Annotated in this window: 14 protein-coding genes; 7 read left to right on the top strand and 7 right to left on the bottom strand. The window is 67.5% G+C overall.

Going from position 1 to position 16,318, the window contains the following annotated elements; all coding sequences use genetic code 11:
* Positions 1–85: 85 nt before the first annotated feature.
* Positions 86–970: a metallophosphoesterase gene (locus N2602_RS30250; RefSeq protein ID WP_172785962.1), complete on the bottom strand. Its 885-nt coding sequence runs from the start codon at positions 968–970 to the stop codon at positions 86–88.
* 92 nt (positions 971–1,062) lie between these two features.
* Here N2602_RS30250 and N2602_RS30245 point away from each other — a divergent pair, with 92 nt between their 5' ends.
* The 4 genes from N2602_RS30245 to N2602_RS30230 all read left to right on the top strand — a co-directional run bounded on the left by N2602_RS30245 (position 1,063) and on the right by N2602_RS30230 (position 4,305).
* On the top strand, positions 1,063–1,554 hold the full coding sequence (locus N2602_RS30245) for an NUDIX domain-containing protein (RefSeq protein WP_172785889.1): 492 nt from the start codon (positions 1,063–1,065) through the stop codon (positions 1,552–1,554).
* A 48-nt stretch (positions 1,555–1,602) separates the two neighbouring features.
* Positions 1,603–2,754: a hypothetical protein gene (locus tag N2602_RS30240; protein ID WP_260380347.1), complete on the top strand. Its 1,152-nt coding sequence runs from the start codon at positions 1,603–1,605 to the stop codon at positions 2,752–2,754.
* Positions 2,751–3,692 (top strand): glycosyltransferase family 2 protein, encoded by a 942-nt coding sequence (locus N2602_RS30235; protein ID WP_172785891.1) that lies wholly within the window; start codon positions 2,751–2,753, stop codon positions 3,690–3,692. The genes N2602_RS30240 and N2602_RS30235 overlap by 4 nt, the downstream gene beginning before the upstream one ends.
* 97 nt (positions 3,693–3,789) lie before the next feature.
* Positions 3,790–4,305 carry a GNAT family N-acetyltransferase gene (locus tag N2602_RS30230; RefSeq protein ID WP_260380346.1) on the top strand — a complete coding sequence of 172 codons (516 nt, stop codon included), beginning with the start codon at positions 3,790–3,792 and terminating at the stop codon, positions 4,303–4,305.
* A 272-nt stretch (positions 4,306–4,577) separates the two neighbouring features.
* On the opposite strand, the gene N2602_RS30225 is transcribed toward N2602_RS30230, so the two are convergent.
* From N2602_RS30225 to N2602_RS30200, 6 genes are all read right to left on the bottom strand, one after another.
* Positions 4,578–6,956, bottom strand: a complete 2,379-nt coding sequence (locus N2602_RS30225; protein WP_260380345.1) for a TonB-dependent receptor — start codon at positions 6,954–6,956, stop codon at positions 4,578–4,580.
* Between the two features lie 145 nt (positions 6,957–7,101).
* Positions 7,102–7,518 (bottom strand): DUF2946 domain-containing protein, encoded by a 417-nt coding sequence (locus N2602_RS30220; protein ID WP_260380344.1) that lies wholly within the window; start codon positions 7,516–7,518, stop codon positions 7,102–7,104.
* A 143-nt stretch (positions 7,519–7,661) separates the two neighbouring features.
* On the bottom strand, positions 7,662–9,725 hold the full coding sequence (locus tag N2602_RS30215) for a hypothetical protein (RefSeq protein WP_260380343.1): 2,064 nt from the start codon (positions 9,723–9,725) through the stop codon (positions 7,662–7,664).
* 7 nt (positions 9,726–9,732) lie between these two features.
* Entirely contained in the window at positions 9,733–12,543 is a 2,811-nt protein-coding gene (locus tag N2602_RS30210) for a DUF4159 domain-containing protein (RefSeq protein ID WP_260380342.1), read from the bottom strand.
* Positions 12,540–13,484, bottom strand: coding sequence for a DUF58 domain-containing protein (locus tag N2602_RS30205; RefSeq protein WP_172785897.1), 945 nt, complete (start codon positions 13,482–13,484; stop codon positions 12,540–12,542). The genes N2602_RS30210 and N2602_RS30205 overlap by 4 nt, the downstream gene beginning before the upstream one ends.
* Complete coding sequence (locus N2602_RS30200) at positions 13,484–14,482, bottom strand: MoxR family ATPase (protein WP_025038173.1); 999 nt, start codon at positions 14,480–14,482, stop codon at positions 13,484–13,486. Before N2602_RS30200 ends, N2602_RS30205 begins: the two co-directional genes overlap by 1 nt.
* Before the next feature lie 280 nt (positions 14,483–14,762).
* Here N2602_RS30200 and N2602_RS30195 point away from each other — a divergent pair, with 280 nt between their 5' ends.
* Genes N2602_RS30195 through N2602_RS30185 form a run of 3 tightly spaced genes read left to right on the top strand, consistent with a single transcriptional unit; the run spans position 14,763 to position 16,308 of the window.
* A complete protein-coding gene (locus N2602_RS30195) occupies positions 14,763–15,374 on the top strand; it encodes a DUF1285 domain-containing protein (protein ID WP_260380341.1) in 612 nt (203 codons plus the stop codon).
* 2 nt (positions 15,375–15,376) lie between these two features.
* A complete protein-coding gene (locus tag N2602_RS30190) occupies positions 15,377–16,048 on the top strand; it encodes a CoA pyrophosphatase (RefSeq protein WP_212259048.1) in 672 nt (223 codons plus the stop codon).
* Positions 16,045–16,308, top strand: coding sequence for a DUF6111 family protein (locus tag N2602_RS30185; RefSeq protein ID WP_172785901.1), 264 nt, complete (start codon positions 16,045–16,047; stop codon positions 16,306–16,308). Before N2602_RS30190 ends, N2602_RS30185 begins: the two co-directional genes overlap by 4 nt.
* Positions 16,309–16,318 lie beyond the last annotated feature (10 nt).

Below are 16,318 nucleotides of genomic sequence, written 5' to 3'. Positions count from 1 at the left end.
TGAGCCCGGAATCCATCGGGCAGCAGCGCATGGCGATGAATGGATTCCGGGCTCGCGCTTCGCGCGCCCCGGAATGACCGAGACCTCAAATCAACCGCACATGCTTGATCTGCCCGATCTGAAATCCAGCCCCGAGGCTTCGCACCGTCTGCTCGCAGCGCCAGCCGGCATTGTCCTTCTCTATCGTGAACAGATTATACGCCGCCGCGGGATAGCGTCCGTGCGCGAGCGCGGAGGCCGAGGGCACGCCGAGCGCGGGAATGTTGCCGTTCGGACCCTCGAACCACATCGTCGAATGAATGTGATCGTGCCCGTGCAGGACCAGCTCGACGCCGTGGCGCTTCAACAGCGCCAGCAGCTCCGGCGCGTCGGTCATCCGCTTCGCCCGCGCGCTGGATTTCAGCGGATGATGCACCAGTAGCACGCGGAAGACGTCTTCCGCCGCGAGCCGCTCGAGCACCTCCGCAAGCGCAGCGAGCTGATCGCGCCCGAGCGTGCCGGTCGCCATCAGCGGCAGGGTCGGCACCGCCGTGGACAGGCTGATCAACGCCAGCGGCCCGCGCCGGCGCACCGCGGGGAAGGCTGCACCGCCGGGTGTGTCCGCGGCGATGTAGTGCAGGAACGTCTCGCCGAAGCGATGCCGCGTCGCGCTGACATAGGCGTCGTGATTGCCGGGAATCGCGGTCACGCGGTCGGGCGGGCCGACGCTTTCGAGCCAGGCCAGCGCCGGTGCGAACTCAGCCTCCAGCGCCAGGTTGACGAGATCGCCCGTCACTGCGATGTGGTCGGGCGCCTGCGCCTTCATGTCGGCAACGAGCGCATCGAGCACCTCGCGGCGCTGGTACTTGTGGCGGTTGCGGGTCCAGTTGACATAGCCGAGCGCGCGCTTGCCCGCGAGCTCGATCAGCCGCGGCTTCGGCATAGGCGCCAGATGCGGATCGGACAGATGGGCGAGCGTGAAGGGAGTCATGGCGCGCGAATGCCTCGCTATTGCTCCGCTGTAATGGCAAGGTCGCGCGCGTCGCGCAAGCAGGGCCCGAACAGGGGCGTCGAGGAAGCCTGATGGGAGAACGTCTGAACCGAGCCCGACGGAAAGCCGAGCCGCTGCTGCGGCGGGTCTTCCACGTCTATTTCCTGCTCGTCCGCGGCATGACGCTGGGCGTGCGCGCCGTGGTGCTGGATGCCGACAATCGCGTCTTCCTGGTCAGGCACAGCTACGTCAGCGGCTGGTATTTGCCTGGCGGCGGCGTCGATTTCGGCGAGACCATGGAAGAGGCGCTGCGGCGCGAGCTCAAGGAGGAGGGCGACATCGATCTGACCGGCGAGGCGATCCTGCACGGCGTCTTCCTCAACAGCCACGTCTCCCGCCGCGACCACGTCGCGGTCTACGTGGTCAGGCAGTTCAGGCAGGATCGCGTCCCTGAGCCAAACCGCGAGATCGTCGAATGCGGGTTCTTCGACAATGCCGCGTTGCCCGAGGGCACCACGCCCGGCACGCGGCTGCGGATCGCCGAGGTGCTCGGTGGCAAGCCGTTGATTGCGACGTGGCGCTGAGGGCGGCCTGTGCTAGTAACCCGCTTGACGCGCGCCACGGAAGACCGGATGAAAATTGCCAAGCTCGCCTTCGGCCTGATCTGTCTTGCGATCCTCGCCAGCAACATCGTCACGATGTCACGCTGGAGCGAGGCGCGCGGGGTCTATGACGACATCTGCTATCTCCGCCAGGCGCATCTGTTCCAGCGCCTCGGCATCGGTGGGCTCAACACCAATGCCCACCTGGACTACGACCAGTATTTCGAAGGCAAGCTGAAGCAGATCGCGTTCGCCGAATGGCAGGACCCGCTGCGCTGGCCGTGCCACAACCCGATGCCGAGCGGCAAGGTCGTGATGCAATATCCGCCGGGCACCGGCTTCCTGCTGGCGCTGTTTCCGGAAGGCAACCAGGTGGTGCCGCTGTACATCGCCGCGAGCCTGATCGTCTGCGGCCTTGCGCTGACGGGCATTGCCATGGCACGCACGCTGCCTGCCATCGTCGGCGCCGGCCTGTTCGGCGCGCTTGCCGTCTATCTCATGATCAACCCGGCCAAGGCGAGCTATTCGATCGCGCCGACCATGGCGCTCTGCGCGGTCGCGGGATTCCTGACCGCGTTGTGGCTGACCAGGGAGAAACGCAGAGTGCTGCTGATTGCGCTGGTCGGCCTCCTGATCGGTGCCTCCGTCAATTTCAGATTGCCGAATGCGCTGCTCGCGGCCGGCTATGCCATCTATCTGGCCCTTGCGTTCCTGCGGACGCGGACGCTGTCACGCTTCGCGCAGGGGCTCGGCTTCGGCGTCGCTGTCCTCGTCGGCATGGCCCCGACCCTGGTTGCGCAGGCCATCAATGCCGGCAGCCCGCTGGCCACGACCTATGGCAGCGCCGACGTGGTCGCGCCGGCCTTCGACCTTGCCGTGCTCGGCCATTATCTGCGCGACATGCAATTCGTGCTGATCGTGCTGGCGATCGGCACCACGGCCTTTCTGTTGCGGGTGGGAGAGGGCAGCGTGCGGCAGGTGGCGCTCGTCGCCGCCGGCAATCTCGTCGTCAATCTCGGCTTCTTCCTGAGCCATCCGATCTTCACGCCCTACTACATCGTGCCGATTGCGATGCTCTCGCTGTGGAGCGTCGCGTTCGCCTGGCTGATGCAGCCGGAGCAGGCACGGCAGGCCACGCCGCTCGGGCGCGAGCCGACAAGCCTCGGAGTGCCGTCGCGATGACCTCAGCGCAGCTTCGCATCGCCGTGCTGGTGCCCTGCTACAACGAGGAGGCCGCGGTCGCCACCGTCGTGGCCGATTTCCGCAAGGCGCTGCCCTCGGCGCAGATCTACGTCTACGACAACAATTCGCGCGACCGGACCGCCGAGGTCGCGCGCGAAGCCGGCGCGATCGTGCGCAGCGAGCGCCGGCAGGGCAAGGGCCACGTCGTGCGCCGCATGTTCGCGGACGTCGAGGCCGACGTCTATGTGCTGGTCGACGGCGATGCGACCTACGATGCGCCGAGCGCGCCGCGCATGATCGACAGGCTGCTCGACGATCATCTCGACATGGTGGTCGGACTTCGCGTCGATCAGGTCCAGGCCGCCTATCGGCTCGGCCATCGCACCGGCAACCGCATGCTGACCGGCTTTTTGTCCTCGACCTTCGGCCACGCTTTCAAGGACATCCTGTCCGGCTACCGGGTGTTCTCGCGCCGCTTCGTCAAATCCTTCCCCGTCCTCTCCGACGGTTTCGAGATCGAGACCGAGCTTGCGGTCTATGCGCTGGAATTGTCGCTGCCGGTCGCCGAGGTCGAGACGCCCTATTATGCGCGCCCCGAAGGCTCGTTCTCCAAGCTCAACACCTGGCGCGACGGCTTTCGCATCCTCGGCACCATGCTGAAGCTCTACCGTTCCGAACGGCCGTTGCGCTTCTTCACGGTGATCGGAATCCTGCTGGCGCTGGCCTCGATCATCCTCGCGATCCCGATCGTGATCACCTTCATCGAAACCGGGCTCGTGCCGCGCCTGCCCACCGCGGTGCTGTCGATGGGCCTGATGATCATGGCCCTGCTGGCGGCATCGTCCGGGCTCGTGCTCGACACGGTGACGCGAGGCCGGCGGGAGATGAAGATGCTGGCCTATTTGTCCCAGCCGGCGTCGAACCGGGACGCAGGCTGAGCCGGGCCTGCAGCTCGCTCCGCTGGGGAGAGGCGAGGCCCGGCACCGATGGCGCCCATGGACCTCCGCAGGCGCAAGTGCTACTCCGCGAATTGACATGAACGATCTCTCACTGACCATCCTTCCCGAAGCCGCCGGCGACGCCCAGGCCATCGAGCGGCTGCACGAACGCACCTTCGGCCCCGGCCGCTTCGTGCTGAGCGCCTATCGGATCCGCGAGCACGTCGACCATCTGCTCGATCTGTCCTTTACCGCCCGCATCGGCACGCTCCTGGTCGGCTCCGTCAGGCAATTGCCGATCCTGATCGGCGACACGCCGGCGCTGCTGCTCGGGCCGCTCACCGTCGAGCCGCCGTTCCGCGACCGAGGCATCGGCCGTCAGTTGATGGACCGCGCGGTGAAGGACGCCAAGGCGAAAGGTCACCGCCTGGTGCTGCTGGTCGGCGACGAGCCCTATTACAGCCGCGTCGGCTTCAAGCCGGTACCGAAGGGCCGCGTCACCATGCCGGGTCCCGTCGATGCCGCCCGCATCCTGGTGTTCGAGCTCGTCGACGGCGCCTTCGAGGGCGTGTCGGGCGCGGTCGGCCCCGATTGGAGCAAGGCGCGGAAGTAGGAGTGGCGCGTAGCCCGGATAAAGCGCAGCGCAATCCGGGAAGGTCTCCCCGCGACGCGAGACCCCGGATTACGCTGCGCTCCTTCTGGGCTACGACGCTGAGCATTGGGAGTGCAGCAGCCGCGCCTCACACTCCGTCATTGCGAGCCACCGGGTCCGCGCGAAGCGCGGCCCGATGACAGGCCCCGCGAAGCAATCCAGAATCTTTCTGCGGTGGCAGTCTGAATTGCTTCGTCGCAAGGGCTCCTCGCAATGACGGTGTTTGTCGTCACCTAGAACTTGAAATTCGCGAACGCCCGCACGCCAATGCCCGGCATCAGGACCTCGTCCTTGGTGTAGGACACATGGTTGCGAATGTTCTCGTTGAGGAGATTGTTGCCGACGATGCCGGCCATCATCTCGCGCGCACCGAACCAGTTGCGGTCGAGCTTGGTCTTGTAGCTGACCTCGGCCTTCAAGAGATTGTAGCCCGCCGTCGGCGTCTCCGCGATCACGGCGACGTTGTTCTGCGCGAAGGCGTGCAACAGGTTGACGCGCATCAGCCAATTGTCGTCGCGCCAGAACACGCCGCCGCCCATGCGCACCGGCGGAATCCGCGGCACGTTGGTGCCGTCGGAGAAGGTGGCGCGGACCACGTCGAGCTGGTTCTCGATGCCCCAGATGCCGCCCTGGAACGCGCCGATATCCAGCTGCGACTGGAATTCGCCGCCGCGGAAGTTCGCATTGCGTTGCGAGTAGACCGCCTGGTTCAGCTCGGCCCCCGGCGTGCCGCAGGACGCAAAATCGTCGTCGCAGCTCACGCCGGTGAGGCGGCGATAGATGAAATTGTCGAAATGCGTGTAGTAGACCGTCGCCTCGAACCGGAACGGCCCCGTCGCCTTGCGCACGCCGAGCTCGACGGATTTCGCGGTCTCGATCGTGAGGTTCGGATTGCCGATGTCGAAAGTCGCGGTCGCATCATGGCCACCGCGGGAGAACAGCTCGGCTGCCTTCGGCGCGCGCTCGACATATTGCGCGGTGATGCTGCCGACCATGCCGCCCGGCAGATCCTGCAACAGCCCGATGCTGCCGCTCTTCGGCGTGAAGGACGGGTTGCGCGCGATCGCCGCCTGCGGCGTGCCGTCGGGCAGGTAATCCGCCGGGAAGTTCGGCGTCGTGCCGTGCAGCTCGACATGCTCGATCCGGCCGGCGATCTGCGCCCGCGTCGCTTCCGAGAACTTGAACTCGTTGAAGGCGTAAGCCGCGACGCGCGTGTTGGTGTTGGGATCCCACAGCCCGTTGAACAGCGTGCCGGGATTGTCGGGGCTCGGCGCGCTCAATTCCTGGTGCCCGACCTGGAAGCCCAGCGCCGTCGTCACTTCGGCGAAGCGCGCGTTGAACGGCATCAGCTGCACCTCGGTGCGGATCTCCTGCTCCTTGTTGGTGAAAGTCTGCCGGATGCCGTCGCTGTTGAGGTCGGCGGGATCGGCAAGGCCAATCTCGTTGTGCCGGTAGTCGGTCGCGCCGGCCCAGAACCGGATCGTATCGATCGCGGCCGCGTCGGGGCGGTACTCGCCCTTGACGTTGATCTTGGTCTGGTGAGCGTCGATCCGCGTCTTGTGGTCGGCGCCGTCGATGCCGGGGATGTGGTAGAGCGAATCGTTCTGCGTGATCGATGCGCCGATATAGCCGCCCTGGAAGAAGTAGGAGCCGCCGATCGATGCGCCGTCCGAGCGCGTCGCCGAATTCGGCTGGCGGCCGTTCACGGGGCGCGACTGGTCGGTCAGATAGGGATAGCTCGGGATGTAATAGTCCGAGGTGGTGCGGCCATAGGCGTCGGCATGGAAGGCAAAATTGCCACCGCCGGCGTCGAGCAGCACGCCGCTCTCGATGCCGCGGTCGACCGAAGAGAACGCGGTGCGCGTCTCCGAGGTGACGCAGGGCGACGTCGCAGCGTTCGCGAGCGGGGCCTTGGTCGGCAGGCCGTAGGCCTGGAACGACGGCGCGCAGGAGGGCAGCGCATCCGGAATCCGGTTGTTGGTGGCGCTGACCACGCCGCCGATCGAGGTCGAGCCGTAGCGCAGCGCCGCCGGCCCGCGCACCACCTCGACCTGGTTGGTCGCGAGCGGATCGATCGGGACGAAATGATCCTCGCCGAGGTCGGAGGCGCCGCCGCCATTGGTGCCGTTCTCGACGATGCCGACGCGGTTGACGTCGAGACCCCTGATGATCGGCCGGCTGGAGGCGCCGGGCGCGAAGCTCGATCCGGTGATCCCGGGCTTGGAGAACAGGAGATCGCCGAGCTGACCGCCGCCCTCGCGGCGGATCTCCTCGTTCGGCACCACGGTGACGGTGGCGAACTGGTTTGTCACGATCGGCAGCACGCCCTGCTGAGGCGCGGCGGGCACGGGCGCTGCCGGCGCCGCTTCCGCCGTCTGCTCGCGGCTGCGCACCCGCGCGGTCCGCGTGCCGCGGCCTGCGTTGCGCGACGGCACCGCTCGACGCACGATCGGGCTCGGCGCCGTCACGGTGACGGCGGGGATCTCGGTCGACGATTTGTCCTGTGCCGGCTGTTGCGCCGAGTCTTGGGCGAACGCAGCTGTAGCGGCGGCGCCGAGCAGGAGCAGGCTTGCTCCGCCAAGGCGCTGCGCGCGTCGCAATTGAAATGACATGGTCCTGATTCCACTCAGGCGCCGTCCGGATGATGCTCTGCTGATCGGAGGCGGCCTGCCGTCGCTATGCGACGGAATTCGACTTCAACTTCTCCCAGGCACTTGCCGATGCGCGGCGAGGCTGGGCGTGATCAAGCGTTGGAGATCAGGAAACAGGAGGGGCGCGCGGCTGGAACGCCGTGCCGGCCGATGTCAGATGAGCGAACTCGGCGTCGAGGGTGCGCTGGAGCAGCTCGATCGCCTGCGGCAGCAACAGCACGGGCGGCGTCGCCGACACGATTGTGCCCGCCATCGCGATGATGGCGCAGATGGCACAATTATCTTCGCCCGAATGCTCGCGGTCAGGGCCGGCCGGCGACTGCGTCTGCACCGCGGCGCGATCGATCGCAGCAACGCCCTTGGTGCTGTCCTTGGCGCTGTCGGTCTGCTGGGCGGACGATTGAGCAAGGGGCGCGGCCTGCGCGAACCAATGGCTGTGGCCGAACGTCAGCGCGAGCTGCACCAGCATCGCGAACAACGCGAGCCGGGCGCCGTGCCTGCTATTCGACCGGAACCACTTCATCTGGAAACGCCACCCCCACACCGGGGCGTCAATCCCAGGACGCCGCGATGTTATAGTATAACATCGCCCGATCGGTCAGCGGATGTCAACGGCAGGCGGGATCGGCGCATGCAGGCCGCCCAGCCGATGTGTCGTTCGGGCAACTAGCGCCCCTCGCGGACCCAGGTCGCCGCGAATGCGCCGAGCAGCAGCAGAAGACCGATCAGGCCGGAGAAGATCGGCAGCACGCCGACGCCCTTGACCACGCTGGCATCGCGCATCCGCACGCCCATCCAGCCGTCGCCGTGGAACATGCCGACCGAGCGCACCGGCAGGATGCGCGGCAGCTCGACGCTCGAGCCGGCGGCCACCCGCACGGCATCGCCGCCCGTCGCCTGTGTCAGCGGCTTCAACGTATCGACCGTGGAGGTCACTTCCGAAAACTCCTTCGGATTGGTCGGGCCGACATTGATCAGCGCCTTCAGCGTGCCGTCGGTGGCCTGCCACAGGCCGAGCTCGTTGGCCGGCAGGCTGGCGCGCCACTCGCCGGGATCGCCGGGCGAGAGCGTCAGATCCTGCGACACGCCCGACGGCGAGGTCACGCTGACAGGCTGGACGCTGTCCGCCATGGTCTGACGCACCACGACGAGGTCCTTGCCCTGCACCTGGAGGCGCAGCGCTTCTTCGTCGAGATCAGGCTGCTTCATCAGCCAGTGCGACATCCGCCGGAGCAGGTCGAGATGCGGGCCGCCGCCCTCATAGCCGCGCGCCCACAGCCAGATGTGGTCGGACAGCAGGAGCGCGACGCGGCCCTCGCCGAAGCGCGACAGGAACAGCAGCGGCTTGCCGTCGACGCCGGTCATGACGGGCGGGTTGACCGCGTTGCGGGTGTCGACGGTGCGGAAGAACCGGCTCCAGCGCGGCGGCTCGCTGGCGGAGCCTTCCAGCCCGCGCGTGACGGGATGACGTTTGCCGATGTCGGACAGATGCGCATAGAACGGCTTCTCGGTGACGCCGACGGGCTCGGCCGGCAGCACCGAATCCAGCGGCGTGCGCCAGATGCTGCTGTTCGAGGCATAGTCGGGGCCGGCCGAGACCAGCACAGCGCCGCCTGCGCGAACGTAACGCGCCATGTTCTCGAAATAAGGGATCGGCAGCACGCCCTGGCGGGCGTAGCGGTCGAAGATGATCAGCTGGAATTCGTTGATCTTCTGCTGGAACAGCTCGCGGGTCGGAAACGCGATCAGCGACAATTCGTTGATCGGCGTGCCGTCCTGCTTCTCCGGCGGGCGCAGAATGGTGAAATGGACGAGGTCGACACTGGCGTCGGACTTGAGCAGATTGCGCCAGGTGCGCTCGCCCGAATGCGGCTCGCCCGAGACTAGGAGCACGCGCAGCTTGTCGCGCACGCCGTCGATGGCCACCACGGCGCGGTTGTTGACCGGCGTCAATTCGCGCTCGAGCGGCGAAGCCTCGATCTCGACGATGTTCGGCCCGGCATGCTTGATGTCGACGTCGACGCTCGCGGCCTGGCCGCTCGACAGCGTGCGCTCGTTGATGACCTCGCCGTCGCGGCGGACCGTGACCCTGGCACGCTCGCCGGTGACACCCTGGTCATCGAGGCGGTAGGAGATGGTCTGGGTCTGCCCGACGATGCCGAAGCGCGGTGCGGCGGTGATCGCGATGCGGCGGTCGCGCTCGTCCTTCTGGCCGGTGACCAGCGCGTGCACCGGCGCCTGGAAGCCGAGCGCGGTGGCGTTCGCCGGAATATCGTGGACGCGGCCGTCGGTGATCAGGAACGCGCCGGCGACGCGGTCGACCGGGACGTCCGCCAAGGCCGAGGCCAGTGCCCCGAACAGTTTCGTGCCGTCGGTCTCGCCGTCGGCCTGTCCGGCGTCGACGACGCGGACCTCGAGGCCCTTGATCTTCTTCAGGCTGTCGACCAGCGCCTCCTGCGCTTGCGCAGCTTCGCGAGTGCGGTTGCCGAAGTTCTGGCTCGGGCTCTTGTCGACGACGATGGCGGCGACCGAGGTGAGCGGATCACGGTCCTCGCGCGTGAAGGAGGGATTGGCGAGCGCCAGCAGGAACAGCGCCAGCGCGGCCACGCGCACCGCAGCGCCGCGCGCGCGCGCCAGCAGCAGCACAAGCGCAATGACGACGATCGCGGCGAGCGCGAGCCACAGCACGATCGAGGGAACAAGCGGTGTGAACGCGATGCCGTAATTCATGTCGATCCTATTGCCCCAGCCGTTCGATCAGCGCCGGCGCGTGCACCTGGTCGGCCTTGTAGTTGCCGGTCAGCGTGTACATCACGATGTTGGCGCCGGCGCGGTAGGCGAATTCGCGCTGGCGGGGGTCGCCGCCGGTCACCGGCAGCATGGCCTGTCCGTCGGGCCGCACCGCCCAGGCGCCGGCCAGGTCGTTCGAGGTGATGATGATCGGCGAGACGCCGTCGCCGCCGCGCGCCGGCCGCTGCGCGCTCTCATCGTCCTCTTCGCGCGGCAACGTCTCGACCCAGGTCTGGCCGGCCGTGAAGCGGCCCGGGAAGTCGCGCAGCAGGTAGAAGGTCTTGGTCAGCACGTGCTCGCGCGGCACCGGCTCGAGCTCGGGCACATCGAGCGAGGACAGGATCTCGCGCAGCGTCTGCATGGCCGGCGTCTGCGCCGCGCCGTTCGCGCCGGGCGGCGCCTCGATCGCGTCGCGGGTGTCGAACAGCACGGTGCCGCCCTGCTTCATGTAGGCGTCGATCCTGTTGATGGCGTCCTGTGGCGGCTTCGGCGCGCCCGGCACGATCGGCCAGTAGATCAGCGGGAAGAAGGCGAGCTCGTCGCGCGCGGGATCGACGCCGACGGGATCGCCGGCCTCGAGCGCAGTGCGCTGGGCCAGGAACAGCGTCAGCCCGTTCATCCCGGCCTTGACGATGGAATCGACGTCGGCATTCCCTGTCACGACATAGGCGAGGCGGGTCTGCGACACCGACTTCATCGCGAACTCGTCCGTCACGCCGTCGGCGCGCGACGGCGCCGGCGAGAGCGCCGCGAATCCCGCGAGCAGGGCGAGCACGATCGTCGCGGGCGCAGCGCGACGGCGCAGCAGCGCGGCAATCCCGCCGCCGAGCACCGCGACGATGATGGCGTCGATCAGGAACAGCGCGAGCGCCGTCGACAGCAGCCAGCCGCGCAAATCGCGCGGCTCGGCATTGGTGTAGGTGGCGTGCCGGGCGCGCAGGCTCGCGGTGTTCAGTGCGGCGATGCGGTCGGCGCTGGCAAGCGTGTTCACGGCGAGCGGTCCTTCTGCCGGACCGTAGAAGCCGGGCGGATGATCTGATGTGGCGCGGTCGCGATAGTCCGCAGGCAGCGGCTTGGCAGTCGCGGGCGGCGGACCGAACGCGCCAAATCCGTCGAGGATGTGCAGCGGCGCCACCGTCTCAGTGGTCGCTTCGCTGGCAACGCCGGCGCCGGGCTTCGCCGTATAGCCGGACATGTCGACGACCCGCCGCAGCATTTCGACGAAGGTGCCCGACATCGGCAGATCCGACCAGCGCATGTCGGCGCTGACGTGGAACAGGCTGACGAGGCCCTTGCCGCGATGCTCGCCGGTGACGAGCGGCGTACCGTCTTCCAGCGAGGCCCAGCTCTTGGTGGCGAGCACGGCGTCGGGCTCGGCCAGCACCTGGCGGCTCACGGTGACGTCCTTGGGGACCGCGACGCCGGCAAACGGGCCGTCGCCCGCGAAAGAGGCGAGATGCTGCGGCTTCTCCCAGGTCAGGCTGCCGCCGAGCGTGCGGCCGCCCTTGCGCAGCTTGACCGGCACGAGGTCGTCCTCCGCCTGTGCCAGCCGGGGCCCAGCGAACCGCACCAGCACGCCGCCCTGGTCGACCCAGGCATTGAGGCGTTCGCGCAGCTCGGGGGCGATGGTGCCGACATCGGCGAGGATGATCATCGGCAGCTTCTGGTCCAGAAACTGCGTGATGCCCTGCTGCGGCGAGCCCTTGTCGGCGAGTCTGACGTCGGCGAACGGCGCCAGCGCGCGGGTGAGATAGAAGGTCGGCGCCAGCAGCGGCTGCGCGGTCTCGCTGGTCGCGCCCGAGACGATGCCGATGGCGCGGCGGCGCCAGCGCTTGTCGAGCAGCTGCACCGCGCCGGCCGAGCGCTCGCCGGAGATCTCGAGCCGCGTGATGTCGTTGCGCAGCTCGACCGGCAGGTCGAACGCCGCTTCGGTTTCCTTGTCCTGCGGACCGAACGAATAGCGCGCTTCGCCGATCGGGGATGCCTTCTGGTCCAGCGCGCGCACCGTGCCGACCGCAATCCCGCCATCGGTGCGCAGCACCTTCACCGTCATCTTCGCCGCGGCGTTCTCCGCGGCGACCAGGGCCAGCGGCGAGGAGGCGCCGCCTTCGAACACGGTCAGGCTGCGGTCGCCGATGGTCTTGCCGAGGCCGGCCACGAAGTCCTCGCCGCGGCCGGTGTCGACGCCGTCGGAGAGCCAGGCGATCTCGCAGTCGCCGGTGACCTTGAGGAAACGGTCGACCGCGGCCAGCGTCTCGACGCGGTCGATCGAATAGGGCTTTGGCGCGAGCTGCCGCAGCGCGACGCGCGCCGCCCCTGCCGGCATCAGGGTGATGTCGCGGTTCGGCTCCGAGAGCGGCACCAGCGCGATGCCACGGCCGTCATTGTCGGCATTGGCGATCAGCTCGTCGGCGGTCCTGATCCTGACGTCCCAGTGCGATGCGGCGCTCCAGCCGTCGTCGAACATGATCATCAGCGGCGCCTTGCTGCCGGCGAGACCCGTTTGCGGATTCCAGATCGGGCCGGCGGCGGCGAAGATCACCAGCGCGGCGGCGAGCAGGCGGAGCGCGGTCAGCCACCACGGCGTCCGCGAGGGCGTCTCTTCCCGCGGCGTGATGTCGAACAACAGCCGCGTCGGTGGAAACTCGATGCGGCGCGGCCGCGGCGGCATCACGCGCAGCAGCCACCACAGCACGGGCAGGCTGACGAGCCCGATCAGGAGCAGCGGTTGCGTGAAGGCGAGCGGCAATCCCATCATGCGGCCGGCCCCGCCTTGATCGTCGTGGTGCGTGCGCCCGACTTGCTCACCTGCATGCCGGCATGCAGGAACAGCAAGAGCTCGGCGGCGGAGCGGTCGGTGGCGTGCGTCGTGAACAGCCAGTCGAGCTTGCCCGTCTCGGCGCGGATCTGGTCGCGGTGCAGCGCGAGACGCGCGGTGTAGTCCTGCGCCCAGCTCTCGGCGCGGCCGGCGGTGATCACGCCAAAACCTTCCGGCTCGACGAACTCGACGCGGCCGGAATAGGGAAACGATTCCTCGGCGGGATCGACCACCTGCACCATCGTGCCGTGGGCGCCCGAGCCGGAGAGGCCGGCGAGCGTCGTCCTGATCTCGGAGATCGGCGACCAGAAATCCGACAGCACGATGATCTCGGCCAGCGCGGCCGGAACGAAGGACGGCGGCAGGCTGAGGCGGTCGGCATCGTCATGCAGCATCGCCTGCGCCATCTTGTCGATGACGCTGCGGCTGGCGGTCGGTGCCATCAGTCCGGGAATGCCGACGCGCTCGCCGCCGGCGACGAGCAACTCGGCCAGCGCGAAGGCGACGATCAGCGTCCGCTCGAGCTTGGACTCGCGCGCGGTCTTGGAGGCGAACGCCATCGAGGGCGAGCGGTCCGGCCAGATCCAGACCGTGTGCGAGGCTTCCCATTCCAATTCGCGCACGTAGAGATGGTCGTCGCGCGCCGAGCGGCGCCAGTCGACGTTCTGTGCCGGTTCGCCCGAGACGAAGCGGCGGTACTGCCAGAAATTTTCGCCGGAGCCGGCGCGGCGCCGTCCATGCAGGCCGTGGATGACGTTGGCGGCGATGCGGCGGGCCTCGAGCACCAGGCGTGGCAACGAAGCGGCGAGCGTGCGGCTTTCGCCATCGGCACGTCGGATCGCCAGTATCTCCTTCGCTGCCCGCCCGTTCTCTGCTGCCATCAACCGATCCGTGTCTTCAATTGCCGGATCACGTCCGGAATCGTGCGGCCTTCGGCGCGCGCCTGGAACGTCAGCGCCATGCGGTGCTTCAGCACGGGCTCGGCAAGGTCGAGCACGTCGTCGATCGAGGGCGCGAGGCGCCCGTCGATCAGCGCACGCGCGCGCACCGCCAGCATCAGCGATTGGCTGGCGCGCGGGCCGGGACCCCAGGCAATGAACTTGCCGGCTTCGCCGGCGTCCGGACCCGGGCGGGCCGAGCGCACCAGCGACAGGATCGCCTCCACCACGGAATCGCCGACCGGCAGGCGCCGGATCAGGCGCTGCGCGGTGATCAGCGCATCGGGCGTCATCGCGCCCTTGGCCAGCGTCTCTTCCGCGCCCGTGGTCTCGAACAGGATGCGGCGCTCGGCATCGCGGTCGGGATAGTCGACGTCGATCTCCATCAGGAAGCGGTCGAGCTGCGCCTCGGGCAGCGGATAGGTGCCTTCCTGCTCCAGCGGGTTTTGCGTCGCGAGCACGTGGAAAGGTTTCGGCAGATCATGGCGCGCACCGGCGACGGTGATGTGCTGCTCCTGCATCGCCTGCAGCAGCGCCGATTGCGTGCGCGGGCTCGCGCGGTTGATCTCGTCGGCCATCAGGAGCTGCGCGAACACGGGACCGGCAATGAAGCGGAAGGCGCGCCTTCCCGCAGTGCTCTCGTCCAGCACTTCGGCGCCGAGAATGTCCGAGGGCATCAGATCGGGCGTGAACTGGATGCGCTTGGCGTCGAGACCGAGCGTGACGCCGAGCGTCTCCACCAGCTTGGTCTTGGCAAGGCCCGGCACGCCGATCAGGAGCGCATGGCCACCGGAGAGGATGGTGACCAGCGTGTTCTCGATCACGCGATCCTGACCGAAGATGACGGAGGCGATCGCGTCCTTGGCCGCGCGAACCTGGCTCGACACCTGCTCGGCCGAACGGACGATCCCGTCCTCGAGTTTCTCGACACTCTCCGCCATTCGCTTGCTCCTTCAGCCTGCCGCGCGGCTTGCTTGCATCGTGAGCCTGTCGCGTCAGGTCATCACGCCAGATCATCACGCCAGATCATGGGCCCCATGCTAGACTTGCAGGAAGGCCATGTATTCGTTGAATTAACCTATCCCCACCTTATCGGCTTCGGGGTATGTACGGCATCACGAAGTGGCGACCTCCACACCGGACTAATCCGGGTGGAACCGAGCGCCAATCGACAACGTAGACCTGCACCAATCGTGCCAAATGACAAAGTCAGGGCAAACCATGGCGAACCAAGGGCAGAGCGCCGATCGCGGTCTTGAAGGGCTGACTGCCGCCGCCAAAAGCGCTGCCAATGCCGAAGGCGCCAAAAAGGGCCTCCCTCCGGTGCATCTGTGGAATCCGCCGTTTTGCGGCGATCTCGACATCCGAATCGCCTCCGATGGTACTTGGTTCTATCTGGGGACGCCAATCGGACGTCACGCCCTCGTCCGCCTGTTCTCGACCATTCTCAAGCGCGAGGGCGACAAGCATTTCCTGGTCACGCCGGTGGAGAAGGTCGGCATCCGCGTCGATGATGCGCCATTCATGGCGGTCGAGATGCAGAAGGACGGCGAGGACAGCCATCGCGTGCTGCGCTTCCGCACCAATGTCGACGACTGGGTCACCTGCGATGCCGCGCACAGGCTGCGCTTCGAGCAGGCGGCGGACGGCGGACTGACGCCCTACTTGCATGTTCGCGCCGACCTCTGGGCCAAGGTCACGCGCGCGCTCTATTACGATCTGGTTGACATGGGCGAGGAGCGGATGGTCGATGGCCAGCCGATGTTCGGTGTCGAGTCGGCCGGCGAATTCTTCGCCATGGCCGACGCAGAGCAGGTGAGGGCGGCGCTTTGAACTTGAACAACCTTATCCTGACGAACGAGCCCGTCGCGCTTGGCGCTGCGGATTTCTTCGCCCGCTCCCGGGCGAGGCTCGGCTTCGACGTGCCGCCCGGCCTCTATGATCCCAACATCATCCCTGCCTCGGGCGATCCCGGCACCGACAAGATGCTCGAGATCATCGCGCGCGAGCAGCCGGTGCGCCCGGCAGCGGTCCTGATCGCGGTGGTCGACCATCCCGAGCCCACTATCCTGCTGACGCAGCGCTCGGCGCATCTCAACGACCATGCCGGCCAGATCGCCTTTCCCGGCGGCAAGATCGACGCCACCGATGCCTCGCCCCTGGATGCGGCGCTGCGCGAGGCCGAAGAGGAGGTCGGGCTGTCACGCGACTTCGTCGAGCCGCTCGGCTATCTCGATCTCTACGGCACCGCCTTCGGCTTCCGCATCCTGCCGACGGTCGCGAAGGTCAGACCGGGCTTTTCGCTCAGCATCAACCATTCCGAGGTTGATGATGCGTTCGAGGTGCCGCTATCCTTCCTGATGAATCCGGTGAACCACCAGGTGCACAGCAAGGAATTCCGCGGCACGCCGCGGTCCTATTACGCGATGCCGTTCGCGGAACGCTACATCTGGGGTGCGACGGCCGGAATGCTGCGTGTGCTGTATGAGCGGATCTATTCATCATGATCCGGACGGTTCTGACCGAGATCGGAATCTTCCTCATCCCGTTTGCCGTCTATGCGCTGTTCCTCGCCGCCACGCGCTCCGGCCTGTTCGCGCGTTCGTCCTGGCCGGTCGCGATCGTCGCGCGCCTTGCGCTGGCGGCGATCGTGCTGGTCATCGCCGGCCTGATCGGGCTTGCGCATTTCTCCGGCGCGCCGCCGGATTCGACCTACGTCCCCGCCCATATCGAGAACGGCAAGCTCGTGCCGGGCGTGGAAAAATAAGGGCCGGCCC

Source organism: Bradyrhizobium sp. NC92, from assembly GCF_025200865.1.
GTDB lineage: Bacteria > Pseudomonadota > Alphaproteobacteria > Rhizobiales > Xanthobacteraceae > Bradyrhizobium.
Note: the sequence above shows the minus strand (reverse complement) of the source record. Positions and strands in the feature narration are given on the sequence as shown.